Origin of the sequence: Microbispora sp. H10949 (assembly GCF_014161435.1) — a bacterium.
Taxonomy (GTDB): domain Bacteria; phylum Actinomycetota; class Actinomycetes; order Streptosporangiales; family Streptosporangiaceae; genus Microbispora; species Microbispora triticiradicis.
This window is the reverse complement of the sequence record NZ_JABBWZ010000011.1, coordinates 189,311-216,091: the sequence shown is the minus strand read 5'-3', so window position 1 is coordinate 216,091 and position 26,781 is coordinate 189,311. Positions and strand designations below refer to the sequence as shown.

Here is a 26,781-nt window from a genome sequence, read left to right as displayed (position 1 = left end):
GAAACAGTCATAACGGTTGCTTTCGGGTATCAGTGACCTCCGTCCGTACGCAGTAGTCTCTCGGTCGGCCTAGGGTGGAGGGGCAACCGGCGGGACGCGGCCGTATCACGGACCTTGGCGTGCCACAATGGCATGTCGCGGTTCGCGCGACCACACCACCGGAAAAGAAGAAGAACCTGGGTCCATTCTCGCCATGCGTTCGTTCGAGAGGTGTTCGTGTCGCCTGCAAGTTCGACTCGCTCGAAGCCGTCGGAGCTGAACGAGCCAGTGATTCAGCAGCTCCTCGAGCGTGGGCGCTCGCAGGGTTTCCTCGAGTCCGAGGATGTCCGCAAGGCCTTCGAGGAAGCGGACATCCCGATGTCGCAAGCCGCTGGATTCCTGCGAAGCCTCAGCAAGGAGGGCGTGACCGTCGTGGTGACGGCCGCCGACTCCGCGGCTCCCAAGCGTTCTCGAGGTCAAGCCAAGCGCCGCACCACCGCGCCCGTCAAGAAGACCACCAAGTCCGCGGCGGCCAAGGAGTCGCAGCCGGAGACCGTCACCGCCGTGGTGACCGACTCCGCGCCGGCCGCCAAGCCCGCCCCCGCCAAGCCGGCGGCGAAGAAGGCCGCCCCGGCCAAGCCCGCCGCGGCGGCAGCCAAGCCCGCCCCGCCCAAGAAGGCCGCGCCCGCGGCTACCCCGGCGGCCCCCGCCGCCGGTCCCGAGGGCAAGGCGCCCAAGGCCGATTCCAAGCCCAAGTCCGCCGACGTCGCCGAGGACGAGGAGGACATCGACCTCGAAGGTGACGTCGACATCGAGGACTTCGAGCTGGACGTCGAGGACGTCGAGATCGAGTCCGAGGCGGAGACCGAGGAGACCGAGGCCGAGACCGAGGCCGAGACCGAGGGCGAGGAGCCCAAGGCCGAGGCGCTCGTGCAGTCCGAGGACGAGGTGCTGATCCTCACCGACGACGATGACGACGCGCCCGTCGCGCAGGTCGCGGCGGCCGGCGCCACCGCCGACCCGGTGAAGGACTACCTCAAGCAGATCGGCAAGGTGCCCCTGCTCAACGCCGAGCAGGAGGTCGAGCTCGCCAAGCGGATCGAGGCCGGCCTGTTCGCGGAGGAGCAGCTCGCCCAGGAGGCCGACAACCTCCCGGTCGACGTCCGCGCCGAGCTGGAGTGGATCGCCGAGGACGGCCACCGCGCCAAGAACCACCTGCTGGAGGCCAACCTCCGACTGGTCGTGTCGCTGGCCAAGCGGTACACCGGGCGCGGCATGCTGTTCCTGGACCTGATCCAGGAGGGCAACCTGGGCCTGATCCGCGCGGTCGAGAAGTTCGACTACACCAAGGGCTACAAGTTCTCCACGTACGCCACGTGGTGGATCCGGCAGGCGATCACCAGGGCCATGGCCGACCAGGCGCGGACCATCCGCATCCCGGTCCACATGGTCGAGGTGATCAACAAGCTGGCCCGGGTCCAGCGGCAGATGCTGCAGGACCTCGGCCGCGAGCCCACGCCCGAGGAGCTGGCCCGCGAGCTCGACATGACCCCTGAGAAGGTCATCGAGGTGCAGAAGTACGGCCGCGAGCCGATCTCCCTGCACACGCCGCTGGGCGAGGAGGGTGACAGCGAGTTCGGCGACCTCATCGAGGACTCCGAGGCCATCGTCCCGGCCGACGCGGTCAGCTTCACGCTGCTGCAGGAGCAGCTGCACTCCGTTCTCGACACGCTGTCGGAGCGGGAGGCGGGCGTGGTGTCGATGCGGTTCGGCCTCACCGACGGGCAGCCGAAAACCCTCGACGAGATCGGGAAGGTCTACGGCGTGACCCGCGAGCGGATCCGCCAGATCGAGTCGAAGACGATGTCCAAGCTGCGCCACCCGTCCCGGTCCCAGGTGCTGCGCGACTACCTCGACTGAGACACGGAGTCGATCGTCCTTCGGCCCCGCGGGGAAGGCCGGGGGACGATTAACTTTTCCGTAACATCCTGGTAGCACCACGGGCACGCTGTCGCTCCTAGGCTCGCGCCTCATGGGAGTGATCGAAGTGGATCGGGCGCGTGCTCGGGGGCCACGAATGATCCCGGACCGCCCGTGGGCGGACACCATCCTCGACGAGGCGGTCGAATCCGCCCGGCGGGGAGACATCGGACCGGCGATCGCCGCTCTCGCCACGAGCAGAGGCGACCCGGAGGTACGGTCACTTCGGGTGGAGGCGCTGTCACGCGCCCTCGTCGGCGCGAGCCGGTCCGTCGAGGCACCGCTCGCCTACGACCAGGGCAATCCCGACCTCTGGCTGTGGCTGGGGCGGACCCGGCTGGAGGAGGCCTGGGAACTGCGGCCCGACGTGCGGGCCAGAGCCGTGCAGGCGGACCGGCTGCACGCCTACCAGTCGGCGATGGAGGGCGCGAGACAGCCGCTGCTGGCCGCGGCGGCCCTCGCTCCCGGTGACCCGGTGCCGTGGGAGTGCCTGATGTGGCTGGCCGTCGGGCTGGACCGGCCGCGGACCGACAAGGACGCGGTCTGGCACGAGTGCTCCAGGCGGTGGCCGTCGCTCTACTCGGCGGCGGTGGCCCGCCTGATCACCCTGTCGCCGGGCTGGGGCGGCTCCGCCCAGGAGACGCTCGCCTTCGCCCGCTCGGCCGCCGCGCACGCCCCCGAGGGCAGCCCACTCCCGGCTCTGGTGCCGCTGGCCCACTTCGAGATCATCGCCGCGGGCCGGACGCCGATGTCCCGGGGAGGATGGTTCCCCTTCGAGGCGCAGCGCGAGATCGTCTCGGCCGCCGGGCACTGGTCGGAGCGGCGGCTCGGCGGCGCGCATCCCCGGTCGATCGAGGCGCACAACGCCTTCGGCGCCGCCTTCTTCCTGGCGGACCTGCGCCGTCCGGCACGCGCGCACCTCAGCAGGACCGGCGGCCGCTTCAGCCGCCTGCCCTGGTCACATCTCGGCGATCCCGGTCAGCAGTACCGCCGGGCCTGCGCCCGGCTCAACCTCTGACTCACTCGTCCACGATCACGTCGAGGGTCCGCGGCCGGTTCCCTCCGGCGGGCGCGGCCAGCTCGACCCGGTGCCCCAGACTCGCCAGCAGGTCGGCGAGGTCGCCGGCCGTACGCGGCCGGTCCGGGGTCTCCACCAGCGAGCGGGCGACCACGCCGCGCGTGGCCTTCGCCATGTGGCTGACGACCGTCCGCTTCCCGGCCGACTCCCTGAGCACCCGCACGGCCACGCCGCGATCGCCGGGCTGCCAGGCGGCGGCGTACGTCGCCGACCGCATGTCCACCACCAGGCCCTTCGTCGCGTCGAGCACCGCACTGATCGACGGCCGCCAGAACGCGGCCAGACCGCCCATCGGCGGCAGGCGTACGCCCATGGACAGCCGGTACGGCGGCACCCGGTCGGAGGGGCGCAGCAGGCCCCACAGGCCGGAGAAGACGACGATCCTCCGGTCGGCCCGCCGCCGCGCCTCGGGGGAGAGGGTGCCGAGACCGAGGTTGTCGTACAGCACGCCCGTGTAGAGGTCGGCGACGGGCAGCGTGCGCGCCGCGGGGAGCCCCCGGTTGCGCTCGATCTCACCGGCCTGCCCGTCCGACAGGCCCAGCACGTCGCGCGCCTCGGGCGTGTGGCAGAGCGACACGAGGGCGTCGAGGACCTTCTCGCGCGGGCCGGCGAGTTCGGGGAAGCTCAGCCGGCGGACGCGGGAGGTCCCCCGCTCGGCCTTCCCCTCCGACGGAGGCAGCAGGATGAGCACGATTCCGCAGCTTACTGCGCTCCCACCGGAGAGGTTCCCGCTCGGGGCACTGTCTCGCAGGGATGGGTTCCCTCACTCCCGCCCGGTCTCCACCGCCTTGAGCACGGACTCCGCGATCGAGCGCGGATCCACCCCGAAATGCCTGCGGACCGCCTCGCGGGTGCCCGACAGCCCGAACCCGTCGGTGCCGAGCGAGGTCCACGGCCGGTCGATCCAGGGGCTGATCTGGTCCGGCACCGCGCGCATCCAGTCGCTGACCGCGATCACCGGCCCCGAGGTCCCGGCCAGGGCCTGCCGGATGTAGGGCACACCCGTCGTGGTCATGGCGTCGCGGCGAAGCTCGCTCCAGGAGGTGACGGACCACACGTCCACGCCCACGCCGTACTCCTCCCGGAGCAGGCGCTGTGCGTCCATGGCCCAGTGGACCGCGGTGCCGCTGGCCAGCAGGTGAGCGTCACCGCCGCCGGCGGCGTACCGGTAGATGCCCCGGAGGATGCCCTCCTCGGATCCCTCGGGCATCGGCGGCTGGGGCTGCGGCTCGTTGTAGACGGTCAGGTAGTAGAACACGTCCTCGCCGTCGGGGCCGTACATGCGCCGGAGCCCCTCACGCACGATCGTCCCCACCTCGTACGCGAAGGCGGGATCGTAGGCCAGGCACGCGGGGTTGGCGGAGGCGAGGAGCTGCGAGTGGCCGTCGGCGTGCTGCAGGCCCTCCCCGGTCATCGTGGTCCGGCCGGCGGTCGCGCCGACGAGGAACCCGCGGCCGAGCTGGTCGGCCAGCGCCCACATCTGGTCGCCGGTGCGCTGCCAGCCGAACATCGAGTAGAAGATGTAGAAGGGGATCATGACCTCGCCGTGGGTGGCGTAGCTGGAGGCCGCGGCCGTGAACGACGCCATCGACCCGGCCTCGGTGATGCCTTCCAGGAGAATCTGCCCGTCGGCCGCCTCCTTGTACGACAGCAGCAGGTCCCGGTCGACGGACTCGTAGCGCTGGCCCAGGGGCGAGTAGATCTTGGCCGTGGGGAACAGCGACTCCATGCCGAACGTCCTGGCCTCGTCCGGCACGATCGGCACCCAGCGGCGTCCCGTCTCCGGCTCCTTCATCAGGTCCTTGACGAGGCGGACGAAGGCCATCGTCGTCGCCACCGGCTGCTTCGAGCCCTTCTCCAGGGCTCGGAACGCCGTCTCGCCCGGGGCCGGCAGCGGGGCGTGGGAGACCGTGCGGCGTGGGACGGGCCCGCCCAGGTCGCGGCGCCGCTCGGCGGCGTACCTCGCCTCCGGCGAGTCCGGCCCGGGATGCAGGTACGGCGGCAGGTCGCCGTCGAGGGCCTCGTCCGGCACCGGCAGCCCGAGCCGGTCGCGCAGGGCGCGGAACTCGTCCTGGGTCAGCTTCTTCATCTGGTGGTTGGCGTTGCGCGCCTCGATCCCCGTGCCGAGGGTCCAGCCCTTCACCGTCTGCACGAGGATCACCGTGGGCGCGCCCCGGTTGTCCAGGGCCCTGCGGTAGGCCGCGTACACCTTCCGAGGCTCGTGGCCCGCCCGCGACCCGCCGACGACGCGCCGCAGGTCCTCGTCCGAGTACGGCACGTCCAGTCCCTGGAACAGCCGCTCCCTGATGTAGGAGCCCGTCGAGGCGGCGAACGTCTGGAACTGCCCGTCCGGCACCTCGCCCAGCCGGGCCACCAGCTCGTCCGAGCCCAGCAGCCCGTCCCATTCCCGGCCCCACAGCGCCTTGACGACGTGCCAGCCCGCGCCCCTGAAGACGCTCTCCAGCTCCTGCACTATGCGCGTGTTGCCCCGCACCGGCCCGTCGAGCCGCTGGAGGTTGCAGTTGATCACGAACGTGAGGTTGTCGAGCCCTTCGCGGGCGGCCAGGGTGAGGGCGGCCGTGGACTCCGGCTCGTCCATCTCGCCGTCGCCCAGGAAGGCCCACACGTGGCTGCGCGAGGTGTCCTTGACGCCGCGGTTGTGCAGATAGCGGTTGAACCTGGCCTGGTAGATCGCGTTGAGCGGCCCGAGCCCCATGGAGACGGTGGGGAACTGCCAGAAGTCCGGCATGGACCGGGGATGCGGGTACGACGGCAGCCCGCCCTCGGGCTCGCGCCTGAACAGGTCGAGCTGGGACTCGCTCAGCCTGCCCTCCAGGAAGGCCCGGGCGTAGACGCCCGGGGAGGCGTGGCCCTGGAAGTAGACCTGGTCGTGGCCGGCGTGGAAGAAGTGGTTGAAGCCCACCTCGTACAGCCAGGCGGCCGAGGCGTAGGTCGCCAGGTGGCCGCCGAGCCCCAGGCGGCTTCCCCTGGTGATCATCGCTGCGGCGTTCCACCGGTCGTACGCGGCGATGCGTGCCTCCAGCTCCAGGTCGCCCGGGTAGACGGGCTCCTCGGAGGTCGGCACGGTGTTGAGGTAGCGGGTGGTCGTGGCCAGCCGCCTCAGCAGGTAGTCGGCCCGTTCGGGACCGGCCACACGGCGCACCGCCTCAAGGGATTCGAGCCATTCGGCGGTCTCCTGGGGATTCAGGTCTGCGTCCATGAATCCATTAAACACCCTATGATCGATCATAGGATGTATCCCCCGGCCGCCTATCATCGGTCTCGTGGAACCCGTCGTGCGGTCGCCGCTTCGCGACCAGATCCGGCAAGCCGTGCTCGACGGCCTGATCAACGGCCGATGGAAGCCAGGCGACCGCCTCGTCGAGCGGCGCATGGCCGCCGAGCTGAGCGTCAGCCAGGCGCCGGTGCGCGAGGCGTTGCGCGAACTTGAGGCCCTCAGGCTCATCGAGTCGGCGCCCAACAAGGGCGCGCGGGTCCGCAGGCTCACCCGGAGCGATCTGCGCGAGGTGTACCAGGTGCGGGCGGGCCTGGAGGAGACCGCCGTCCGGCTGGGCACGCCCCGCGTGGAGTCGCTGCGTACGCACCTGCGCCGCCTGCACGACGCGGCGGACACCGGTTCCCTGCACGACCAGGTGCGGCACGGCGTCGCCTTCCACCGGGAGATCGTGAAAGCCTCGGGCAACGCGGTGCTGCTGTCGGTGTGGGAGTCGCTCGGCATCGAGGTGTGGACCCACCTGTCGATCCGCCTCTTCCGGATGCGCCCGCACGAGAACGCCGCCGACCACGAACCTCTCGTGGAGGCGTTCGAGCGGGGCGACCCCGAGGTGGGTGTCCTGCTCCGCGAGCACGTGCTCGGCTACGCCCCGGCCGAGCCCGGGGAAACGACCTAGCCTTTCTGGCCGGTCGTGGCGATGCCCTGCACGAAGTACCGCTGCCCGGCGAAGAAGATGACGACCAGCGGCAGAGTGGTGATCACACTGGCGGCCAGGACGATCTCCCACTTGGGGTCGCCGCCCTGGTAGAACTGGTCGACCACGGCCTTGAGCCCGCGCGGCAGCGTGAACAGCGCGGGGTCCTGGAGGTAGATCAGCGGCTTCATCAGATCGAACCAGCTCGCCTTGAGCTCGAAGATGAACGCGATGATCAGGGCCGGACGGCCGAGGGGCAGCGCGATCCGCCGGAACAGGTCGAGGTAGGACGCTCCGTCCACCCTGGCCGCCTCGAACACGTAGCGCGGGATGCCGAGGAAGAACTGGCGCAGCAGGAAGATGTAGAACGCCGAGCCGAACAGGTTGCCCGCCCACAGTGGCACCTGCGTGCCGGTCAGGCCGACGGTGTTCCAGATCAGGTACGTCGGCACGAGCGTGACGGCACCCGGGAGCATCATCGTGGCGAGCACGCTGCCGAACAGCACGCCCCTCCCGGGGAAGCGGAAGTAGGCGAAGCCGAAGGCGACGAACGCACTGGAGACCGTCACGGCGAGGGCCGCCGCGACTCCCACGAACACGGTGTTGAACAGCCAGGCCAGCATGGGCGCGGCGTCCCACACGTTCGCGTAGTTCTCCGGGGCGAAGGGGTTCGGCCAGGGGACGAACGGATCGGAGAACGTGCGGTCGCGCGGCTTCAGCGATGCCACGACCAGCCACACGAACGGGTAGAGGAACACCGCCGCGGCGGCCGAGAGCATGACGAGGAAGAACGCCCCGCGGGTGCCGGCGGTGCCCGGGCGGTCGTCGCGGGCCGTCTCCCGTGCCCGTTCCGCGATCCCGGCGCGTCCCGCCCGCGTACGGCCCGCCGTCGTGGTCATCGCGTCCCTCCCGGGGGTTCGGCCTCGTAGTAGACGAGCCGGTTGCCGACCTTCACCTGCACGACCGTGATGACCGCGATGATCGCGAACAGCAGCCAGGCGAGCGCCGAGGCGTAGCCCATGTGCAGGAACTGGAACCCCTGCTGGAACAGGTAGACGACGTAGAACAGGGCCGCGTCGCCGTAGGAGTTCTGAGCGGTCTGGTTGCCGAAGAACATCGTGTAGACCTGGTCGAACATCTGCAGTGCCGCGATGGTGTTGATGATCACCACGAAGAACAGCGCGGAGCTGATCATCGGGAGGGTGACCGAGCGGAACCGCTGCCAGGGACCCGCGCCGTCGATCATCGCGGCCTCGTACAGGTCGCGCGGCACGTTGCGCAGGGCGGCGAACAGGATGATCGTCGTCGAGCCGAGGTTCCACAGCGACATCAGCACGACGCCGGGCTTGACCCACGCGGGATCGGTCGTCCACTGCGGTCCGTCCACGCCGAACAGCCCGAGGAACTGGTTGACCAGTCCCGCCTGGCCGTTCAGCAGGAACAGGAACAGCACGCCCACCGCGACGTACGGCGTCATCGACGGCAGGTAGAAGGCGGTGCGGAAGAACCCGGCGGCCCGGCCGGTGACGCGGTTGAGCATCAGCGCGAGTGCGAGAGAGACCACCAGGGCCAGCGGCACGTGCAGGACGGTGTAGAAGGCCGTGTTGCCGATGGCCGTGGCGACCTTCGGGTCCTCCAGCATCTCGGCGTAGTTGCCGAGGCCGACGAAACGCGGGCTGGAGATCAGGTCGTAGTCGGTCAGGGACAGCACCAGACTGGCGACCATGGGTCCGGCCTGGAAGATCACCAAGCCGAGCAGCCACGGCAGCAGGAACACATAGGCCCAGCGCGCCTCCCGGCGTGCCAGTCCGGACAGCGGGCGTGCCATGCGCTCAGCCCGCCGCGGCCTGGAGGGCCTTGACGGCCTCCTGATGCGCCTGGGAGAGGGCGGCCTTCGCGTCCTGGCGCCCCTGCATCACCCGGGTCGCCGCGTCGATCCAGGCGGTGCGGAACTCCGCCGCGGCGGGTGACTGCGGGACGACGAACCCCTTTTCCTGCACGTCCAGGATCGTCTTGGTCGCGTCGTCGTACGGCTTGTGCCCGCTGGGCTTCACGATCTGCGAGAAGATCGCCTGGTCGGCTTTGGCGTTGGCGGTGAAGGTGCCCGGGTAGGGCCTGCCCTCCTGCGCCCGCTTGGCCGCCCGCGCCTTCGCCGCCGCGATCCAGGTGTCGGCCGAGGTCATCGTCTTGATCCACTGGCAGGCCACGTCAGGGTGCTTCGCCCCCCTGGGAATGACCCACCCGTTGCCGCCGACCATGGTGAGGGGGTTGCCCCGCCTGTCCTTGAACGGCAGCACGGTGATCTTCGCGTCGGGGGAGGTACTCGCCAGGGAGGTGACCAGGAACTGCTCGGTGAGCATCATCCCGATCTGGTCCTCGGCGATCGGGTTCTTCTCGCCGAAGTAGTCGAAGGTGTCGGTGAACGCCTTGAGCCTGGTCCAGCCGCCCTGGTCCTTCAGCAGCCCCTGCGCGTAGCCGAGCGCCTCGGCGACCTTCGGGTCGTCCAGCCGGGAGGTCCTCCCGTCCGCCGACAGCAGGTCGGCGCCGTTGGCCTTGGCCCACAGGGGGAGGAACTCCGGCAGCTTCGGGTAGAAGCCGAAGCGCCGGATCTTGCCGCCGGAGACCTTGTTCATCCTCTTCGCCAGCGCGGCCAGGGCGTCCCAGTCAGAGGTGTCGATGCTCTTCGGGTCGGCCCCCGCCTCCTTGGCGGCCTTGTCGTTCACCAGCAGGATGATCGAGGTGTAGAACTCCGGCACGGCGTACCACTTGCCGTTCAGCTTCACCTGCTGCTGCGCGGCGGGGTAGAAGTCGGACATCGGAATGCCCTCCTTGGCCACACAGTCGTCCAAGGGCTGGATCGCGCCCCTGGCGGCGTACGTGCCGATGAGCTGGCGGTCGAGGTAGACGACGTCCGGCGGGTTGCCGCTCGCCACCGCCGACAGGAACGCCTGCTCGTCGAACTGGCCCTGGTTGACGGTGAGCTTCACCTCGGGGTGCGCCTTCTTGAAGGCGTCGGCCCTGGTTGTGGCGATCTCGTCGGGGAAGCCGAAGCCCATGGTCGTCAGGGCGGCTCCGCCGCCAGGCGGCGCGCCGTTCCCGGAGCCCACGCCGCCGCACGCGGCCACCGCCAGCACCGCGGCCAGGGCGCCTGGCAGGACGACCATGCCGGTACGGCTCCTGCGTGAAGGGGACACTGCCGCTCCTTTGGGGGGCCGAAGGACAGAGGCCGGCTCCCTCTGCCCGCCAGGTCCGACCTAAACGCGAGCAGCGCAGGTCAGGGAGGCCGCTAGGCTGCGGCGGGTGAGTCGGGATCTGGCGCAGTTCGACCTGCTGGTGGACGAGGCGTGGCCGGCGCCGGGACGGGCCGCGGAGGGAAGCTGGGTCTACCGCCACGCCGGCGGGGTGACGAAGCGGGCCAACTCGGTGCTGCCGCTGGGGGAGCGGGCGGACCTGCCGGAGGCGGTGGACCGGGCCGAGCGCTTCTACGCGGGAGCCGGCCTGCCGTGCGTGTTCTCCGTGGGCATGGGCGCGACGCCGGGACTCGACGAGGAACTCGACCGCCGGGGATACCGGCTGGTGGACCCCACTCTGGTGATGACCGGGCCGCTGTCCGCCGATACGCCGGACGAGGGCGTGGTGGAGGTGGCGGGCGCGCCGTCGGAGCGGTGGCTGCGCACCTGGTGGAGCGTGGACGGCGGGCGGCACAACGCCGCCGGGGACGTCCCGGCGCGGGTGTGGGCCGAGCGGATCATCACCGGGGTGCCCGCCGGCTACGTCCTCCTCGGCGGCCACCCGGACGGGGACGCCGACGGGAACGAGGACGGGAACGCGGTGGGCCGGGGCGTGCCGCAGGGCCGCTGGCTGGGGATCTACTGCATGGCGGTCCAGCCGCGCGCCAGGCGGCGCGGGCTGGGCGGAGCCGTGCTGCGCGCCCTCGCCGCCTGGGGACGGCGGCAAGGCGCGGACAGCGCCTACCTGGTGGTCACGGAGGCCAACGCCGCGGCCCGCGCGCTCTACGAGCGGGAGGGCTTCGGCGTGGCCGGCCGCTACCACTACCGCGTGCGGCCCTGACGGGCACCGCGGTCAGGTCAGGTACGGCATGGAGACGGACGGGGAATCTGGGAATCTATGGTGACGGCGCACCGAGCCGACGTCGTCGTCGTGCTGCTCCGGCACGCCGTCTATGGGGGTCAGCGCTCGCCGTCAGGGGCGGTCGCGGGGGATGCGGAGAGTCGGGCCGACTCGTCCTGGATCTCAGCACCTTTGCCGCGCAGTACAGCCACGTGCTGACGCCCGTGGTGGGCGCAGAACAGCAGCTCCCCGCCCACGGGCAGGGTAGCGCGGATGTAGGCCTGAGCACCGCACCGGTCACACCGGTCCAGGGCCGTCAGCGGCTTGGCGGGGGCGAGAGCTCCAGTCACGTATCGCCTTTCGGGTCGCCCCACGGATGCGGGGTCGTTGGCGTCAGTCACTTGGGACAACATCTAACCGGATGCGGGCGTTCCCAATCATGGCGCGGCTACGCCCAGAGCAGAATGCCCCTGGAAGTGACGGGGATCACAGCCGAAGTGCCGGTCAACCCGCTGTGCCTGGCAAGCTTGTACGCGTACAAACAGAAGTGGCGTTAAGCTGCGTACGCGTGTTCGATTGATAAGTGGGAGTTGGGTGTGACTGCGGTTCGCGCGGAGACGGGGTACACCGCCCGTCATCTCTCTGTGCTCGAAGGCCTCGAGGCCGTCCGCAAGCGCCCGGGGATGTACATCGGCTCCACCGACACACGCGGCCTCATGCACTGCCTGTGGGAGATCGTGGACAACGCGGTCGACGAGGCGCTGGGCGGCTTCTGCACCCGGATCGAGGTCGAACTGCACCGCGACGGGTCGATCGAGGTGCGCGACGACGGGCGCGGCATCCCCGTCGACGTCGAGCCCAAGACCGGCCTGGCCGGAGTCGAGCTGGTCTACACCAAGCTCCACGCGGGCGGCAAGTTCGGCGGCGGCTCCTACGGCGCCTCGGGCGGCCTGCACGGCGTGGGCGCCTCGGTGGTCAACGCGCTGTCCTCGCGCCTCGACGTCGAGGTCGACCGCGACGGCCGGATCCACCAGATCAGCTTCCGGCGGGGAGTGCCCGGCCTGTTCGACGGCGACGGCCCCACGGCGAAGTTCCGCAAGAAGTCCGGCCTGCGCGACGGCGGCGCCGCCCCCCGCGCGCTCACCGGCACCCGCGTGCGCTTCTGGGCCGACCGCCAGATCTTCCTGCCCGAGGCCGAGGTCTCGCTCGACGAGATCCACGTGCGGCTGCGCCAGACGGCGTTCCTGGTGCCGGGGCTCACCCTCGTCGTCCGGGACAGCCGGGGCGAGGAGCCGGCCGAGGAGACCTTCCGCTTCGACGGCGGCATCAGCGAGTTCACCGAGTTCCTCGCCCGGGACGAGGCGGTGTGCGAGGTGATGCGGCTGCAGGGCGTGGGCCACTTCCACGAGACCGTCCCCGTGCTCGACGACCAGGGCCACATGACGTCGACGGAGGTCGAGCGGGAGCTCACGGCCGACGTCGCGATCCGCTGGGGCAAGGGCTACGACACGACCGTCCGCTCCTTCGTGAACGTGATCGCCACGCCGAAGGGCGGCACCCACGTCGCCGGGTTCGAGCGGGCGCTGGTGCGCACGGTCAACGAGCAGCTCCGGGAGACCCGGCTGCTGAAGAACGGCGACGAGCCGGTCACCAAGGAGGACATCCTCGAAGGCCTGACCGCGGTCGTCACCGTGCGGGTGCCCGAGCCGCAGTTCGAGGGCCAGACCAAGGAGGTGCTCGGCACCTCGGCGGCCAGCCGGATCGTCGCCCACGTCGTCTCCCGTGAGCTCAAGGCGCTGTTCGCCAGCCCCAAGCGGGGGCAGAAGCAGCAGCTGCGCGCGGTCCTGGAGAAGGTCGTCGCCGCCGCCAAGGCCCGCATCGCGGCCCGGGAGCACCGGGACAACCAGCGGCGCAAGTCGGCCCTGGAGAACTCGGCGCTGCCCGCCAAGCTGGTCGACTGCCGCAGCGACGACGTGGACCGCAGCGAGCTGTTCATCGTGGAGGGCGACTCCGCGCTGGGCACCGCGAAGCTGGCCCGCGACTCGGAGTTCCAGGCGCTGCTGCCGATCCGCGGCAAGATCCTCAACGTGCAGAAGGCGTCGGTCGCCGACATGCTCAAGAACGCCGAGTGCGCCGCGATCATCCAGGTGGTGGGCGCGGGCTCCGGGCGTTCGTTCGACATCGCGTCGGCCCGGTACGGCAAGATCATCCTGATGGCCGACGCGGACGTGGACGGCGCGCACATCCGGTGCCTGCTGCTGACGCTCTTCCACCGGTACATGAAGCCGATGGTCGAGGCCGGGCGGGTGTTCGCCGCGGTGCCGCCGCTGCACCGCATCGAGGTCACCAACCCGGGGCGGGGTCAGGACAAGTACGTCTACACCTACAGCGACGCGGAGCTGCACAAGGTCCTGCGCGACCTGGAGCGGCGCGGCAAGCGCTGGAAGGACCCGGTGCAGCGCTACAAGGGCCTCGGCGAGATGGACGCCGACCAGCTCGCCGAGACGACGATGGACCCCCGCCACCGCGTCCTGCGCCGGGTGCGGATCGAGGACGTGGAGGAGGCCGAGCGCATCTTCAGCCTCCTCATGGGCAGCGACGTGGGCCCGCGGCGCGAGTTCATCATCGGCAGCGCCGCCGAGGTGGACCGCGACGCCATCGACGCCTGACCGGCGCCCGCCGGGGGCGCCGTGTCAGCCCCGCCCTGTCAGCAGCGCTGGGCGCTGAGGAAGTCGGCCTCCGGGAAGTAGCCCACGTTCTGGCAGAAGTAGCTCCCGGAGGGGATGGTGACGGTTCCCCAGGGCCCGGTGCCCGACCCGGTGCAGCCGCTGCCGAAGATGTAGTAGCCCAGCAGGTCGGACATCAGGTACCGGGTGCCGCTCGTGCAGGTGTAGTTGGCGTCCAGGGCCGCGGCGGGCGCCGCGGTGACGCCGGTCACCAGCACGGCGGCGCAGATCGTGAGCGCGCGTCTGAGCGGAGCGTTCATGGGGGGCGTCCTTTACCGGGGGAGGAGGTGCGGACCTCCGCATCCCTACCCGGCCGGCTCCGGGCCGATCTGCCACGCGGTGTCCGGAAGCGGTCACTCCCCGGACGCGGCCATGGCCGCCGGCGGTCGCGTCAGGGCTTGACCTCGCGCAGGCGCCCGGTCTCGACCTCGTAGACGAATCCCCGCACCGAGTCCTTGTGCGGGATGAACGGGTCGGCCGTGATCCTGTTGATCGACTGGATGACGTCCGCGTCCAGGTCGGGGAACGCCTCGGCGGCCCAGTCGGGCTTGATCCCGACCTCGGCCTCGATGTCCCGCCGGAAGCCGTCGTCGGTGAAGGTCAGCATGCCGCAGTCGGTGTGGTGGATGAGGATGATCTCCCGGGTGCCGAGCAGGCGCTGGCTGATCGCCAGGCTGCGCCGCTCGTCGGCCGTCACCACGCCGCCGGCGTTGCGGATCACGTGCGCGTCGCCTTCGCTCAGCCCGAGCAGGCCGTACGGGTTGAGCCGGGCGTCCATGCAGGCGAGGACCGCCACGCCCCGGGCGGGTGGCAGCGGCAGGTGCCCCTTGTCGAACCCGGCGGCGTACCGCTCGGCGTTGGCGAGGAGTTCGTCGGTGACGCTCATCTGGGTGCCCTTCTCGATCGCTGTCGTCGTCGACCCCCACCTTTGCCGATGATTCCTACCAAGTCAATAGGTAATATGACGGAGGGTGAGGCTCCAGCGCCTCAAGGTGACGCGCGGGAGCCTCGGGCCGTCGAGCGGGAGGCGGGGGCCTCAGCCGGACTCGATCTCCAGGGTGCTGACGCGGTTGCGGGCCTCCAGCATGCCCTCCCGGTAGCGCTCGTCCCAGTCGGGATCGTCGTCGGCGATGGCGCGGACCGTCTGCCTGGTCAGTTCCACCGGGCCGTTCCTGCCGGGGGCGACCTTGCGCACCACGATCAGGGTCCACCCGTTCTCCATGACCGTGTCGGCCTCCCAGCGGGGAGGGCCGCCCACGCTCCGCCGGGACGCCGGCCCCGACCGGCGTACGACCGCGAAGAGCAGGTAGAGGAGCACGGCGAGCACGATGAGCGTCACCGGAAGGGTCAGCAGGCGCATCGGATCACGACCCTGTCACTTGGTGGGCAGACTACTTGGTGGGCAGAGCGACGCCACCAGTATTGCCCGGCGCGTAGACCGTGATGCCCTGGGGCAGGGCCTTGAGCTTCTCGATCTCCGCGCAGGTGGGGCACTTGTTGTAGCCGTCCTGCCGGGCCTTGTTGGCGTCCGCCTCGGCGCGGGCCTGGGCGACCTTCGCCTGCGCCTCGGTGACCTTCGCGAACGCCGCCTGCGCCTGGTTCACCGCCTCCTGGACCTCCGTGGGCAGGGTCACCCGGGAGAGGTTGAAGTGGATGCCGGTGAGGTAGTCGGCGCCGAGCGTCGCCTTGAGGTCCTCGGCCAGGCTCGTGTTGACCGCGTTCTGGATCTTGGCGATGTTCGCGTTGTTGCCCTGCTGCGGCGTGCCCCCGCCCTGCTGGCTGCTGTTGTTCTGCACGAGGGCGCAGGAGGAGACGAGTTCGGCGCAGCGGAAGTTGTTGATCTGAGTGCGCAGGTCGTTGTCGATCACCGGCCGGATGATCTGGTCGAGGAACGCCGACCAGCCCTCGTCATCCTGCCAGGGGTAGTAGGTCCCGCCGTTGGTGCTGCGGAACTTCCGGGTGCCGAACTTGTCGTCGAACGACTTCAGCGTCTCGTGGTCGAGGTTCAGGCCGAAGTAGAGCGTGCCCTCGATGCCCATGTTGACGCCGTCGCCGCTCGGCACGTTCACCACGTCGACGCCGGACCTCTCACCGTGGCCCTTGTCGGAGGTGATCGTGTAGAAGCGCTGCTGGGCGGGGTAGCGGTGCATCTGCGACCACCAGCCGATCCAGGTGACCCCGGAGCCGGGGTCGATGATCTGGCGGACCTTGTTGTCGTCCAGCGGGCCGCCGTCGCGGACGACCGCCACCTCGCCGCCGCTGGTGCGCTCGAACCCCTGGAAGGCGCCGTACAGGGCCGGCACTCCGATCACGATGAGCGCGAGGATCAGGACGGTGGCGAGCCCGCGGTACGACCGGCGGGAGGCGCCGCCGGACGGGGCGGAGGGGGTGCGGCTGCGCATATGGGCTCCTGGGGGTGGAGTGGCGGAGAGGTCATATTCTCGTTCGTCGCCAGGAGAACGTCATAACCGCCATCCCGGGTTCCGTCCTCGCGCCGGCCGCACCCCCTCCGTGAGGCGGGATCAGATCTCGATGGGCTGGAGCCTCCCCGTGTGCACGTCGTACAGCGCGCCGCCGACGACGAGATCGGCGGGCAGGTACGGGCTGGACTTGATGCGGGTGATGTCGTGCCGCAGCGCCGCCGGCTGGTCGGGAACGGTCTGGAACTCCAGACTGCGGGTGTCGACGCCGTGCTGGTCGGCGATGAGGTTGTGGACGTCCTCGTCGGTCGACTTGGACATCCGGCAGTCGGTGTGGGGCATCACCAGGACCCGGTCCACGCCGAGCAGGTAGACGGCGAGGACGAGGGTCCGCAGGACGTCGTCGGTCACCCGGGCGCCCGCGTTGCGCAGGATCTTCGCGTCGCCGGCCGTGAGGCCGAGCAGTCCGAGCGGATCGATGCGGGAGTCCATGCACGTCACCACGGCGAGGCCGCGTGCGGCCCGGCCCGTGAGGCCGGAGTGCGAGAACGTGCTCGCGTACTTCTCGTTGGCGGCCAGAAGATCATCGAAAGCACCGGTCATGTGACAGATGTTGCCCGATCCCCTTTTAGCGGTCGGCGCGGGGGTAGCAGATTCCCTCTCCATATCGGCTGGTCTTTGCTCACGACACCGGTATAAGGTTTTCACTGGTGTTGCACGGAAGGAGAAACATCCCTCATGAGCGGTGTCGCGCGAATGCGCACGGTCGTGCTCGACTGTCCGGAGCCGAAGGCCCTGGCCGCCTTCTACGCGGAGGTGCTGGGCTGGAAGGTGGCGTACGAGGAGGGGGAGGAATGGGTCACGCTCGCCGGTGACGACCAGGTCCGCGTCGCCTTCCAGCGCGTCCCGGACTACCGGCCCCCGCAGTGGCCCGGCTCCGAGCACCCCCAGCAGTTCCACCTGGATCTGACCGTGGACGACATGGCCGAGGCGGAGAAGCGCGTGCTCGCCCTCGGAGCGGTCAGGCACGAGCACCAGCCGGGCGAGGAGGAGAACTGGACGGTCTACCTCGACCCGGCCGGGCACCCGTTCTGCCTGATCCCCTCGTCGGACTGACGCCTCAGCCCGGAGTGCCGGAGGCGGCCTCCTCCCGCGGCGCACGCGCGAGGCGCCGCAGGACGAGCAGGCCGCCGACGGCCGGCAGCCAGGCCAGGACCCTGCCGGTCAGGTCGCATCCGGCGTCGCGGGCGGCGGCCACGATCACGAACAGGTACGCGCAGCCGTGCAGGGGGCCGACGAGCGAGGAGACGGGCGGCAGGTGCACGGTGGCGAGGTTGGCCAGGAGGACGGCCAGAGATCCCAGCTCGACGGCGGCGGCCGCTCGCAGGGCGGAACGAGGGCGCGACATGGTCAGACTCCCGTGGTCGAGCCGGGACGGACGATCATCAGAACCGTCACGGCCGCCCACAGCAGGTTGAAGACGCCGGTCAGCATGGCGAGCCTCGCCACCTGGCGGCCGATGCCCGCGGCCGTGGGCTCCCCGGCGGTGAGCAGGGCGAGGACGGCGTCCTGACGCGGCAGGACCCACAGGGCGAGGATCGCGGCCGCCGCGCCGGTGAGCAGGATGGACGCGATCACCCACGCCTCACGCAGCACGCCGAGGCCGCTCGCGGTGGCGAACCCGAAAACCGGGACGGCCAGGCCCACGAGGGCGTAGACGCGGCAGACGCGGTGCAGCACGCGGAGCGCGGCCAGGCCGTCGGCCTGCCCACCCGGCACCGATGCGTCCGTCACGCGCCGCGCGGCGGCGGGGAACATGCTCGCGGCCACCGCTACCGGGCCGATCGCGAGGATCGCGGCGAGGACGTGGACGGCCAGGAAGAACGCGGTCATCGTGCCCGGCCCCCGTCGGCGGACGGCGCGGGGACGTCCGGGGGATCGAACCCGTCGGACAGCACGAACTGGGCCGGCATCGGCATCGCTCCTTGTCGTCGGCGTGCGGTCACCAACCGTAGGAGCACGGCCGCCTCTGCCCCAGAGGCGAGAACGACAAAGACCAACGGATTCTCGCCAACCGCTGTCACCTGGTCGTGAACGAGCGATCGCTGACCACGTCGCCGGCGGGAATCCGGCTATGGTGGCGATCGTGCACACCGTGGCGATCCTGGCGCTGGACCGCGTCGTGCCGTTCGACCTGGCGACCCCCATCGAGGTGTTCGGGCGCACCCGTCTGCCGGACGGCCGGCGCCCCTACCGCGTGCGGGTGTGCGGGCCCGCCCGGGAAGTGGAGACAGAGACGTTCGCCCTGCGCGTGCCGTACGGGCTGGACGCGCTGGCCGGGGCCGACACCGTGATCGTCCCCGGCTGCTCGGAGCGGGCCGGTCCGCCCCCGCCCGAGGCGCTGGACGCGCTGCGCGACGCGGCCGCGCGCGGCACCCGCCTCGCCTCGATCTGCGTGGGCGCGTTCACGCTCGCGGCGGCCGGGCTGCTGGACGGCCTGCGGGCGACCACCCACTGGACCGCGGCGCCCGAACTCGCCCGGCGGTTCCCCCTGGTGGACGTGCGGCCGGACGTCCTGTACGTCGACAACGGGCAGGTGCTCACCTCCGCCGGCGCGGCGGCCGGACTCGACCTGTGCCTGCACATGATCCGGCGCGACCACGGGTCGGCCGTCGCGGCCGACGCCGCCCGCCTGTCGGTGATGCCGCTGGAGCGGGAGGGCGGTCAGGCCCAGTTCATCGTGCACGAGTATCCGCCGGTGCCCGGCGGTTCGCTGCTGGAGCCCGTGCTGGCGTGGATCGAGGACAACCTCGGCCGCGACCTCACCCTCAGGGAGATGGCGGTCCGCGGCGGGATGAGCGAGCGGACGTTCAGCAGACGCTTCCGGCAGCAGACCGGCACCACCCCGCTGCAGTGGCTGCTGCGGGCCCGGGTCCGGCGGGCGCAGTACCTGCTGGAGAACAGCGGCCACAGCATCGAGCGCATCGCCGCGCAGGCCGGGTTCGGGTCGCCCACCGCGTTCCGGGAGCGGTTCAAGCGGGTCGTGGGAACCACGCCGCAGGCGTACCGCTCCGCCTTCCACGGCGGCCCCGCCGTCACCTGAACGGCGGAGGCCCCGGCGGCTCTTCGCCGCCCGCATCCGTGGAGCCGGCTCTTCGCCGGCTCGTGTTCACGCGAGCGGCTCTTCGCCGCCCGTGTCGCCGGTCGTGGCCATTCCGCCGTCGGTGGCGGCCTCCTCGCCGTCGCCGTCCGCGCCGAGCGCGCCGCCGATGGCTGCGATGGCGTGCACGAGCCGTACGCCCGAGCCGTCGCGGCGGCCCAGTTCGTCCGGCAGCGGCACCGGCTTGCCGGTCGAGGAAACCGCCTTGACCGGCATGGGACCGGCGTACGCGAGCAGCAGCACGTCCTCGCCCTTGAGGAAGCGCTGGGCGCGGACCCCGCCGGTCGCCCGGCCCTTCGGGGGGAAGTCGGCGTAGTCGGAGACCTTGCCCGCGCCCATCTGGGTGCCGGGCAGGGCGGTCGAGGAGCCGGCGATCGTCACGACGCGGGCCTCCAGGGCGGGATCGACGGCGCCGAAGAAGACCACCCGGGCGTCGCCCTCCAGGCGCACACCGGCCATGCCGCCGGCCGGACGGCCCTGGGGCCGTACGACGGAGGCGGGGAAGCGCAGCAGCTGCGCGTCCGAGGTGATGAAGACCAGGTCGTGATCGGCCGAGGTGAGCTCCACCGCGCCCACCACCACGTCGCCGTCCCGCAGCCCGATGACCTCGAACTCGTCGCGGTTGACCGGGTATTCGGGCACCACCCGCTTGACCACGCCCTGGCTGGTGCCGAGCGCGAGGCCCGGCCCGTCGGGGTCGAGCGAGCCGAGCCCGACGACCTTCTCGTCCGGTTCCAGGGAGACGTACTCCGACACCGGATGCCCCCCGGCCAGGGACGGCGGGTTCGCCGAGGGCGGCAGGGCGGGCAGGTCGAGCACCGAGACACGGATGACGCGGCCCTTGGAGGTGACCACGCCCACCTCGCCGCGCACGGTCGAGCGGACCACCGACACCAGCACGTCGTGCGCCGCCCGCTCGCCCTCGCCGGAGATCGGCGACGCGTCGGTCGTACGGGCGAGCAGGCCGGTGGACGACAGCATGACCAGGCAGGGGTCGTCGGGCACCTCCAGCGGCACGACGGCGGCCCTGGCGGCGTCCGACGACTCCAGCAGGACGGTGCGGCGCGGCGTGCCGTACGTCTTGGCGACCTCGGCCAGTTCGGCCGACACCACCCGGCGCAGCCGCTCCTCCGAGCCGAGGATCTCGTTCAGCTCGGCGATGTCGGCCTGGAGCTGCTCCTTCTCCCGGTCCAGCTCCAGCTTGTCGTAGCGGGTGAGGCGGCGCAGCGGGGTGTCGAGGATGTAGTTGGCCTGGATCTCGCTCAGCGCGAAGGTCTCCATGAGCCGGGCGCGGGCCTGCGCGGAGTCGTCCGACCCGCGGATCACCTGGATGACCTGGTCGATGTTGAGCAGCGCGACGATGAGGCCGTCGACCAGGTGGAGCCGCTCCTCACGCCTGCGCAGCCGGTACGCCGAGCGCCTGCGCACCACGTCGAGCCGGTGGTCCACGTAGACCGAGAGCAGCTCGCGCAGGCCCAGTGTGCGCGGCTGTCCGTCGACCAGCGCGACGTTGTTGATGCCGAAGGTCTCCTCCATCGGTGTGAGCCGGTAGAGCTCCTCCAGCACGGCCTCGGGGTTGAAGCCGTTCTTGACCTCGATGACCAGGCGCAGGCCCTTGTGCCGGTCGGTCAGGTCCTTGAGGTCGGAGATGCCGGTGAGCCTCTTGGAGGTCACCAGCTCCTTGATCTTCGTCACCACCCGCTCGGGGCCGACGTTGAACGGCAGTTCGGTGACGACGATGCCCTTGCGCCTCGGGGTGACCTGCTCGACCGCGGCCTTCGCCCGCATCTTGAACGTGCCGCGCCCGGTCTCGTACGCGTCCCTGACGCCGTTCAGGCCGATGATCATGCCGCCGGTCGGCAGGTCGGGGCCGGGCACGAAGCGCATGAGCTCGTCGAGCGTCGCGGCCGGCTTCCTGATGAGATGCCGGGCCGCCGCGACGACCTCCCCGAGGTTGTGCGGGGCCATGTTGGTGGCCATGCCGACCGCGATGCCGGAGGCGCCGTTCACGAGCAGGTTGGGGAACGCCGACGGCACGACCGACGGCTCGGTCTCCTGCCCGTCGTAGTTGGGCTTGAAGTCGACCGTCTCCTCGTCGATCGACTGCACCATCAGCATCGCCGCCGGGGCGAGCCGCGCCTCCGTGTACCGCATCGCCGCCGGGGCGTCGTCGGGGGAGCCGAAGTTGCCGTGCCCGTCCACCAGGCCCAGCCGCATCGAGAACGGCTGCGCCAGCCGTACGAGCGCGTCGTAGATGGCGCCGTCGCCGTGCGGGTGGAGCTTGCCCATCACCTCGCCCACGACCCGGGAGGACTTGACGTGCCCGCGGTCGGGGCGCAGGCCCATCTCGCTCATCGAGTAGAGGATGCGCCGCTGGACGGGCTTGAGTCCGTCGCGCGCGTCGGGCAGCGCGCGCTGGTAGATCACCGAGTAGGCGTACTCAAGGAAGCTCGTCCGCATCTCGGCGGAGACGTCGATGTCGACGATCCGCTCCTCGAAGTCCTCGTCCGGCGGAGGTGTCGTCGTGCGTCGGGCCATGTGGATTCCTGCGTGTCGAGGAGCCGGGCCCCGGCCGTCGGGACCGGGGAGGGGCGAATGTCGGTCGTGAACATCGAACATTCTGCCGAGAGTTCGCCCTGTTCGCGACTCACCACCCTACTGCCGGGCCCGTGCCCTCCGTTCCGGCTTCGCCGGTGAGCCCGCGCTCGTGGCCGCCGTAGCGCGCCGGTTTCCCTGATCACGGCGGTGAGAAGGGCGCCCGCGGGATCAGCGACTCGGTGTCGGAGAGGCGGTGCCGGGAACGCGAGATCAGGTGCGGGGGCCGGCGCCGGGCCAGGGGCCGGGCGTCTCGCCCTCGTCCTCGTCGCCCGGCTCGTTCAGCTTCTCGTCGTAGACGCGGAAGCCCCGGGCCCGGTAGTTGGCCAGCGCCGCCGGGCCGTCCAGCGAGCAGGTGTGCAGCCAGACCCGCCGCGTGGGCTCCAGGCCGGGCCACCGGCTCGCGATGTCCCAGGCGCGCGCCGCCGCCTCGCCGAGCAGCCATCCGCCGAGCCCCTGCCCCATCGCGTACGGCAGCAGCCCGAAGCTGGCGATCTCGACGGCGCCGTCCCGCGCGACGAGTTCGGCGTATCCGGCGGGGGTGCCGCGCGTCCAGGCCACCCAGTTCTCGACTCCCGGCCGGTCGAGCCAGTCCTTCCACTGCTTCCAGGTCCACGGCAGCCGGTTGGTCCACTGCCAGTCGCCGCCGACCGCCGTGTAGAGGAACCGGCCGAACTCGGGGCTGGGCACCTCCGCCCGGACGATCTCGGCGGGGAGCGCGGGAGTCCGGCCGGGGCGCAGGTCGGAGGGGCTGGTCTGTTCGAGATACCAGGTGGTCACGTCCATAACGGACTCATCCAACCACGTCCGGCCACGCGGCCCGCCCCTGCGCCGGCCGGCACCGTCCCGCGGGGCCTCCGTCGGTGCCGAGGGCGGGGCGAATCTTCGTGTATGTACTGTTTGTCTGGTTATAACTGGTCTTTCGGTACTCTCCCCCAGGAGAGAGAGGTGCTCCCGCGATGCACGACGTCGTGGACCGGATGCTCGACGCGATGAACGCGCACGACCTGCACGCGGTGTTGCGGTGCTACGCGCCGGGCGCGGTGGTGGTCGGACCGGAGATGGAGGCGGGGGAGCCCGGGGAGATCGGCTCCTACGTGATGCAGATGTGGAGGGGCTTCCCCGATCTGCGTTTCACGGTCTGGGAGACGATTAGCTTCGCGGACGTGGTCGCGACAGAGATGACCGCGGTGGGGACGCACACCGGGCCCTACCTGGTCGCCGGGGGCGACCTCCTCGCCCCGACCGGCCGGGGCATCAACGTGCGCGTCTCCTGGTTCTGGCATCTGAAGGACGGCCGCATCCTGAGCCAGCGCTTCTACTACGACCAGCTCCAGATCTACTCGCAGCTCGGCCTGCTGCTGCCCCTGTCCTTCGAAGACGACGACGCGGGAAGCGGCACGTCCGGAGACTGCGGCCAGGGACACGACCTCTAGTTCCCCGCCCCGCCTCCCGCCGTCCCGGCGGAAACGGTCGGCGGGACCTGATACGAATGACGGGGTGAGCGAGGAAGAGGAGTCCCTGCGGGAAGAGGCCGAGGCCCGGCTGCGGGCGCTCGCCGGGGAGCACGCGCGGCTGCGCGACGACCAGTGGGCCGCCATCAAGGCCCTGGTAATGGACCGCAGGCGCGCGCTGGTCGTGCAGCGCACCGGCTGGGGGAAGTCGGCCGTCTACTTCATCGCCACCGCGCTGCTGCGCGAGCTGGGCGAGGGGCCCACGGTCATCGTCTCCCCGCTGCTCGCGCTGATGCGCAACCAGATCGCCGCCGCGGAGCGGGCCGGCATCCACGCGGAGACGATCAACTCGGCCAACCCCGAGGACTGGGAGAAGGTCTACGGCCAGGTCGCCGAGGGCATGGTCGACGTGCTGCTGGTCAGCCCCGAGAGGCTGAACAACCCCGACTTCCGCGACCAGGTGCTGCCCGAGCTGGCCGCGAGCGCCGGGCTCCTGGTGATCGACGAGGCCCACTGCATCTCCGACTGGGGGCACGACTTCCGGCCCGACTACCGCAGGCTCCGCACCCTGCTGGCCGAGCTGCCGCCGGGCATCCCCGTGCTCGCCACGACCGCCACCGCGAACGCCCGGGTCACCCGCGACGTCGCCGAGCAGCTCGCCGTCACCCAGGAGTGGGACGAGCTGCCCGGCGGCGAGGTGTTCGTCCTGCGCGGACCACTGGAGCGCGAGAGCCTCCACCTGAGCGTCGTACGGCTGGGCGGGGCAGGCCAGCGGCTCGCGTGGCTGGCCAGGACCCTCCACGAGCTGCCGGGCTCCGGCATCGTCTACACTCTGACCGTCGCCGCGGCGCAGGAGATCGCCGCGTACCTGCGCGAGCAGGGCCACCCGGTCACCGCGTACACGGGGCAGACCGAGGCGGCGGACCGGCTGGCGGCCGAGGCCGACCTGCTCGGCAACCGGGTCAAGGCCCTGGTGGCGACCTCGGCGCTGGGGATGGGCTTCGACAAGCCCGATCTCGGCTTCGTCGTCCACGTGGGCGCTCCGGCCTCGCCCGTGGCGTACTACCAGCAGGTGGGCCGCGCCGGTCGCGGCGTCGAGCGGGCCGAGGTCATCCTGCTGCCCGGCCCGGAGGACAGGGAGATCTGGGCCTACTTCGCCTCGCTGGCCTTCCCTCCGGAGGGGGTGGTCAAGGCGACGCTGGAGGCGCTGTCGCAGGAGGGCGTGCTGTCCACCCCCGCCCTGGAGACGAGGGTCGACCTCAGCCGGAGCCGGCTGGAGATGATGCTCAAGGTGCTCGACGTCGACGGGGCCGTCCGCCGGGTCAAGGGCGGCTGGGAGGCCACCGGCGAGCCGTGGAGCTACGACACCGAGCGCTACGCCAGGGTGGCCGCCGAACGCCGGGCCGAGCAGGAGGCGATGCTCGGCTACATCACGACCACCGAGTGCCGGGAGCGGTACCTGCGCCGCCATCTCGACGACGAGACGGCCGCGCCGTGCGGCCGGTGTGACAACTGCACCGGCGGCCACCGGTCCGCCGAGGTGCCGGAGGAGGCCGTGCAGGCCGCCCGGCAGCGGCTGGCCCGGCCGGGTGTGGAGATCGAGCCGCGCCGCCAGTGGCCCACCGGCCTGCCCGATCTGAAGGGGCGGATCAAGCCCGAGCTGTGCGCGGAGCCGGGCCGCGCGCTCGGCCGCCTCACCGACATCGGCTGGGGCACCCGGCTGCGGGAACTGTTCTCCGCGGGCGACGGGCCGGTCCCCGACGACGTGTTCGCCGCGGTCGTCGAAGTGCTGAAGTCGTGGGAGTGGGCGCGGCGCCCGGTCGGCGTGGTCGCGGTGCCCTCGGGTTCGCGGCCGGTGCTGGTCGGGACGCTCGCCGAACGACTGGCCCAGGTGGGCCGCCTGGAGCACCTCGGCACGCTCGGCTACCGCGACGGATCACCGGCGGCCAGGCACAACAGCGCCCAGCGGGTGGCGGCCATCCGGGGGACGCTCGCGATGCCGCGTGAGCTCGCCGCGCGGATCGCCGCCCTGGACGGACCGGTGCTGGTGGTGGACGACCGCGTCGACACGGGCTGGACGATGGCGCTCGCCGCCGCCCAGATCCGCCACGCGGGAGCCCCCGCCGTGCTTCCCCTCGCCCTCGCCGTCACGAACTAGTTCCGGGACGGCCGTCGTCGGCCGGGGCGCGTCCAGGGGAAGCACAGGGCGAACCCGCGGCAAGCACGTGGGTAGGCATGTGGGTAGGCACAGGGCGCGCGGGAGGGCGCCGTCCCGCTTGTGCCAGAGACGGCCGCTTGCGCGAGAGGCGGCGGCTTTGCCAGAGGTGGCCGCTTGCGCTAGAGGCGGGGGCGGGCGCCGAGGTTGGAGATGCACCGGGCCGCGAGGGCGTTGCCCGCGGCCAGGGCCTCCGCGGGCGGCTTGCCGTCCAGCCAGACCGGCAGGAAACCGGCGGCGAACGCGTCCCCGGCGCCGGTTCCGTCCACCACCCGGTCGACGACCTCGGCGGGCGCCCTGACCGGTTCGGGGCGGCTGTTGGAGTACCAGAGCGAGCCCTCGGCGTTGATCTTGATCACGACCTGGGGGAACCAGGCGGTCAGCACCTTCGCCGCCGAGGCGGGGTCGTCCCTGCCGGTGAGCACCTTGGCCTGGTCGGCGTTGGCGAACAGCAGCTTCGCGCCGTCGGTCCACTCCAGGAACGGCTCGGCGCCGGTGCGCTCCAGCGGGGCGGAGGAGGCGCAGTCGATCGAGATCGACATGCCCGCCCGGCGGGCCATGTCGAGAGCGGCGAGGCCGGCGTCGCGCGATCCCTCGTTGATCAGCGTGTAACCGGACACGTGCAGGTGGCCGCCGGCGGAGAAGAGGTCGCGCGGCAGGTCCTCGGGAGACAGCGCGGCGTTGGCACCGGGGTCGGAGAGCATGGTCCGTTCGCCCTTGTGCGTGACGAGGACGACGCAGGTGCCGGTCGGCCGTTCGGGATCCATGACGAGGCGGGCGTCCACGCCGTACCCCATGAGCTCCATGTCCCGGTTGCGGCCGGTGATGTCGGCGCCGCGGCGGCCGATGAAGGCCACCTCGGAGCCCTCCACGGCCAGCCAGGAGGCGATGTTGGCGCCGGATCCGCCGCCGTGCATGGTCACGACGGCCGGGGTGTCGCTCGCCCTCGCGAGAGGGAACTTCGCGCGCGCGACCGCGTCCGTCATGAGATCGCCCACCACGACGACCCGCGTCATGCTGTCACCACCTTGCCAACTGGCTAATGGAGGCGAGCCAGGCCCAAGGAGGGGCGGCGTCCGCTCCGTGCTGTAGAGGCTGACGCCCAGAAACCTAACAGCTTCCAGGGGCGCCGTGGGTGGAGAGCGGACAGACGGGAACAGTCGATGCACAAGCG

The 26,781-nt window shown here is 71.2% G+C and carries 25 protein-coding genes; 9 read left to right on the top strand and 16 right to left on the bottom strand.

From position 1 onward, the window contains the following. Positions 1-216: 216 nt before the first annotated feature. A complete protein-coding gene (locus tag HHX40_RS27630; protein ID WP_310738316.1) occupies positions 217-1,899 on the top strand; it encodes an RNA polymerase sigma factor in 1,683 nt (560 codons plus the stop codon). Positions 1,900-2,056: 157 nt separating this feature from the next. Beyond that, entirely contained in the window at positions 2,057-2,977 is a 921-nt protein-coding gene (locus HHX40_RS27625; protein WP_259403979.1) for a hypothetical protein, read from the top strand. Between the two features lies 1 nt (position 2,978). Here the strand turns inward: HHX40_RS27625 and HHX40_RS27620 are convergent, their stop codons facing one another. Together HHX40_RS27620 and aceE are read right to left on the bottom strand one after the other, a co-directional pair. Further along, entirely contained in the window at positions 2,979-3,728 is a 750-nt protein-coding gene (locus HHX40_RS27620; protein WP_182882903.1) for a YaaA family protein, read from the bottom strand. A gap of 72 nt (positions 3,729-3,800) precedes the next feature. Continuing rightward, positions 3,801-6,257, bottom strand: a complete 2,457-nt coding sequence (aceE, locus tag HHX40_RS27615) for a pyruvate dehydrogenase (acetyl-transferring), homodimeric type (RefSeq protein ID WP_182882902.1) — start codon at positions 6,255-6,257, stop codon at positions 3,801-3,803. 64 nt (positions 6,258-6,321) lie between these two features. On the opposite strand from aceE, the gene HHX40_RS27610 reads away from it, so the two are divergent. Continuing rightward, positions 6,322-6,948 (top strand): GntR family transcriptional regulator, encoded by a 627-nt coding sequence (locus HHX40_RS27610; protein WP_310738315.1) that lies wholly within the window; start codon positions 6,322-6,324, stop codon positions 6,946-6,948. Here HHX40_RS27610 and HHX40_RS27605 read toward each other — a convergent pair. The 3 genes from HHX40_RS27605 to HHX40_RS27595 are packed head-to-tail and all read right to left on the bottom strand — an operon-like array spanning position 6,945 to position 10,160. Then, complete coding sequence (locus HHX40_RS27605) at positions 6,945-7,865, bottom strand: carbohydrate ABC transporter permease (protein WP_182882901.1); 921 nt, start codon at positions 7,863-7,865, stop codon at positions 6,945-6,947. The genes HHX40_RS27610 and HHX40_RS27605 overlap by 4 nt on opposite strands. After that, positions 7,862-8,794: a carbohydrate ABC transporter permease gene (locus tag HHX40_RS27600; protein ID WP_138462566.1), complete on the bottom strand. Its 933-nt coding sequence runs from the start codon at positions 8,792-8,794 to the stop codon at positions 7,862-7,864. The genes HHX40_RS27605 and HHX40_RS27600 overlap by 4 nt, the downstream gene beginning before the upstream one ends. A gap of 4 nt (positions 8,795-8,798) precedes the next feature. Then, positions 8,799-10,160, bottom strand: a complete 1,362-nt coding sequence (locus tag HHX40_RS27595; protein ID WP_220499644.1) for an extracellular solute-binding protein — start codon at positions 10,158-10,160, stop codon at positions 8,799-8,801. Positions 10,161-10,266: 106 nt separating this feature from the next. On the opposite strand from HHX40_RS27595, the gene HHX40_RS27590 reads away from it, so the two are divergent. Further along, on the top strand, positions 10,267-11,037 hold the full coding sequence (locus HHX40_RS27590) for a GNAT family N-acetyltransferase (protein ID WP_182882899.1): 771 nt from the start codon (positions 10,267-10,269) through the stop codon (positions 11,035-11,037). 119 nt (positions 11,038-11,156) lie between these two features. Here the strand turns inward: HHX40_RS27590 and HHX40_RS27585 are convergent, their stop codons facing one another. Further along, a complete protein-coding gene (locus HHX40_RS27585) occupies positions 11,157-11,387 on the bottom strand; it encodes a hypothetical protein (protein ID WP_117410085.1) in 231 nt (76 codons plus the stop codon). 246 nt (positions 11,388-11,633) lie between these two features. On the opposite strand from HHX40_RS27585, the gene HHX40_RS27580 reads away from it, so the two are divergent. Continuing rightward, positions 11,634-13,706 (top strand): DNA gyrase/topoisomerase IV subunit B, encoded by a 2,073-nt coding sequence (locus HHX40_RS27580; RefSeq protein WP_182876525.1) that lies wholly within the window; start codon positions 11,634-11,636, stop codon positions 13,704-13,706. A gap of 38 nt (positions 13,707-13,744) precedes the next feature. Here the strand turns inward: HHX40_RS27580 and HHX40_RS27575 are convergent, their stop codons facing one another. From HHX40_RS27575 to HHX40_RS27555, 5 genes are all read right to left on the bottom strand, one after another. Further along, a complete protein-coding gene (locus HHX40_RS27575; RefSeq protein ID WP_182882898.1) occupies positions 13,745-14,023 on the bottom strand; it encodes a hypothetical protein in 279 nt (92 codons plus the stop codon). Positions 14,024-14,154: 131 nt separating this feature from the next. Next, on the bottom strand, positions 14,155-14,649 hold the full coding sequence (locus HHX40_RS27570; RefSeq protein ID WP_117410088.1) for a beta-class carbonic anhydrase: 495 nt from the start codon (positions 14,647-14,649) through the stop codon (positions 14,155-14,157). 150 nt (positions 14,650-14,799) lie between these two features. Next, positions 14,800-15,123, bottom strand: coding sequence for a hypothetical protein (locus tag HHX40_RS27565; RefSeq protein WP_117410089.1), 324 nt, complete (start codon positions 15,121-15,123; stop codon positions 14,800-14,802). A 31-nt stretch (positions 15,124-15,154) separates the two neighbouring features. Continuing rightward, the gene (locus tag HHX40_RS27560; RefSeq protein WP_182876521.1) at positions 15,155-16,165 is read right to left on the bottom strand and encodes an SPFH domain-containing protein; all 1,011 of its coding nucleotides are present in this window, start codon (positions 16,163-16,165) and stop codon (positions 15,155-15,157) included. Between the two features lie 120 nt (positions 16,166-16,285). Then, on the bottom strand, positions 16,286-16,786 hold the full coding sequence (locus HHX40_RS27555; protein ID WP_182876520.1) for a beta-class carbonic anhydrase: 501 nt from the start codon (positions 16,784-16,786) through the stop codon (positions 16,286-16,288). A 135-nt stretch (positions 16,787-16,921) separates the two neighbouring features. On the opposite strand from HHX40_RS27555, the gene HHX40_RS27550 reads away from it, so the two are divergent. After that, on the top strand, positions 16,922-17,299 hold the full coding sequence (locus HHX40_RS27550; protein WP_182882897.1) for a VOC family protein: 378 nt from the start codon (positions 16,922-16,924) through the stop codon (positions 17,297-17,299). A gap of 4 nt (positions 17,300-17,303) precedes the next feature. Here the strand turns inward: HHX40_RS27550 and HHX40_RS27545 are convergent, their stop codons facing one another. After that, positions 17,304-17,591: a DUF3817 domain-containing protein gene (locus HHX40_RS27545; RefSeq protein ID WP_182882896.1), complete on the bottom strand. Its 288-nt coding sequence runs from the start codon at positions 17,589-17,591 to the stop codon at positions 17,304-17,306. A 2-nt stretch (positions 17,592-17,593) separates the two neighbouring features. After that, on the bottom strand, positions 17,594-18,076 hold the full coding sequence (locus HHX40_RS27540; protein WP_182882895.1) for a hypothetical protein: 483 nt from the start codon (positions 18,074-18,076) through the stop codon (positions 17,594-17,596). A gap of 253 nt (positions 18,077-18,329) precedes the next feature. On the opposite strand from HHX40_RS27540, the gene HHX40_RS27535 reads away from it, so the two are divergent. Then, a complete protein-coding gene (locus tag HHX40_RS27535) occupies positions 18,330-19,286 on the top strand; it encodes a GlxA family transcriptional regulator (RefSeq protein ID WP_310738314.1) in 957 nt (318 codons plus the stop codon). Between the two features lie 66 nt (positions 19,287-19,352). Here the strand turns inward: HHX40_RS27535 and HHX40_RS27530 are convergent, their stop codons facing one another. Both HHX40_RS27530 and HHX40_RS27525 read right to left on the bottom strand, forming a co-directional pair. Further along, complete coding sequence (locus HHX40_RS27530; protein ID WP_138462562.1) at positions 19,353-21,881, bottom strand: DNA gyrase/topoisomerase IV subunit A; 2,529 nt, start codon at positions 21,879-21,881, stop codon at positions 19,353-19,355. A 270-nt stretch (positions 21,882-22,151) separates the two neighbouring features. Then, positions 22,152-22,724 (bottom strand): GNAT family N-acetyltransferase, encoded by a 573-nt coding sequence (locus HHX40_RS27525; protein ID WP_182876514.1) that lies wholly within the window; start codon positions 22,722-22,724, stop codon positions 22,152-22,154. 173 nt (positions 22,725-22,897) lie between these two features. Here HHX40_RS27525 and HHX40_RS27520 point away from each other — a divergent pair, with 173 nt between their 5' ends. Together HHX40_RS27520 and HHX40_RS27515 are read left to right on the top strand one after the other, a co-directional pair. After that, complete coding sequence (locus HHX40_RS27520) at positions 22,898-23,374, top strand: ester cyclase (protein WP_182882893.1); 477 nt, start codon at positions 22,898-22,900, stop codon at positions 23,372-23,374. Between the two features lie 64 nt (positions 23,375-23,438). Further along, entirely contained in the window at positions 23,439-25,550 is a 2,112-nt protein-coding gene (locus HHX40_RS27515) for a RecQ family ATP-dependent DNA helicase (protein ID WP_182882892.1), read from the top strand. A gap of 179 nt (positions 25,551-25,729) precedes the next feature. Here HHX40_RS27515 and HHX40_RS27510 read toward each other — a convergent pair whose 3' ends face one another. Continuing rightward, positions 25,730-26,623, bottom strand: coding sequence for a carbohydrate kinase family protein (locus HHX40_RS27510; protein WP_117410100.1), 894 nt, complete (start codon positions 26,621-26,623; stop codon positions 25,730-25,732). Positions 26,624-26,781: the final 158 nt, after the last annotated feature.

Bases quoted from the DNA above. Each gene is read 5' to 3' on its own strand.
- HHX40_RS27525 (WP_182876514.1), bottom strand. From the start codon at position 22,724: ATGGACGTGACCACCTGGTATCTCGAACAGACCAGCCCCTCCGACCTG.
- HHX40_RS27565 (WP_117410089.1), bottom strand. From the start codon at position 15,123: ATGCGCCTGCTGACCCTTCCGGTGACGCTCATCGTGCTCGCCGTGCTC.
- HHX40_RS27600 (WP_138462566.1), bottom strand. From the start codon at position 8,794: ATGGCACGCCCGCTGTCCGGACTGGCACGCCGGGAGGCGCGCTGGGCC.
- HHX40_RS27545 (WP_182882896.1), bottom strand. From the start codon at position 17,591: ATGTCGCGCCCTCGTTCCGCCCTGCGAGCGGCCGCCGCCGTCGAGCTG.
- HHX40_RS27555 (WP_182876520.1), bottom strand. From the start codon at position 16,786: ATGACCGGTGCTTTCGATGATCTTCTGGCCGCCAACGAGAAGTACGCG.
- HHX40_RS27520 (WP_182882893.1), top strand. From the start codon at position 22,898: ATGCACGACGTCGTGGACCGGATGCTCGACGCGATGAACGCGCACGAC.
- HHX40_RS27540 (WP_182882895.1), bottom strand. From the start codon at position 18,076: ATGACCGCGTTCTTCCTGGCCGTCCACGTCCTCGCCGCGATCCTCGCG.
- HHX40_RS27605 (WP_182882901.1), bottom strand. From the start codon at position 7,865: ATGACCACGACGGCGGGCCGTACGCGGGCGGGACGCGCCGGGATCGCG.
- HHX40_RS27530 (WP_138462562.1), bottom strand. From the start codon at position 21,881: ATGGCCCGACGCACGACGACACCTCCGCCGGACGAGGACTTCGAGGAG.
- HHX40_RS27560 (WP_182876521.1), bottom strand. From the start codon at position 16,165: ATGCGCAGCCGCACCCCCTCCGCCCCGTCCGGCGGCGCCTCCCGCCGG.
- HHX40_RS27510 (WP_117410100.1), bottom strand. From the start codon at position 26,623: ATGACGCGGGTCGTCGTGGTGGGCGATCTCATGACGGACGCGGTCGCG.
- aceE (WP_182882902.1), bottom strand. From the start codon at position 6,257: ATGGACGCAGACCTGAATCCCCAGGAGACCGCCGAATGGCTCGAATCC.
- HHX40_RS27570 (WP_117410088.1), bottom strand. From the start codon at position 14,649: ATGAGCGTCACCGACGAACTCCTCGCCAACGCCGAGCGGTACGCCGCC.
- HHX40_RS27575 (WP_182882898.1), bottom strand. From the start codon at position 14,023: ATGAACGCTCCGCTCAGACGCGCGCTCACGATCTGCGCCGCCGTGCTG.
- HHX40_RS27550 (WP_182882897.1), top strand. From the start codon at position 16,922: ATGAGCGGTGTCGCGCGAATGCGCACGGTCGTGCTCGACTGTCCGGAG.
- HHX40_RS27625 (WP_259403979.1), top strand. From the start codon at position 2,057: ATGATCCCGGACCGCCCGTGGGCGGACACCATCCTCGACGAGGCGGTC.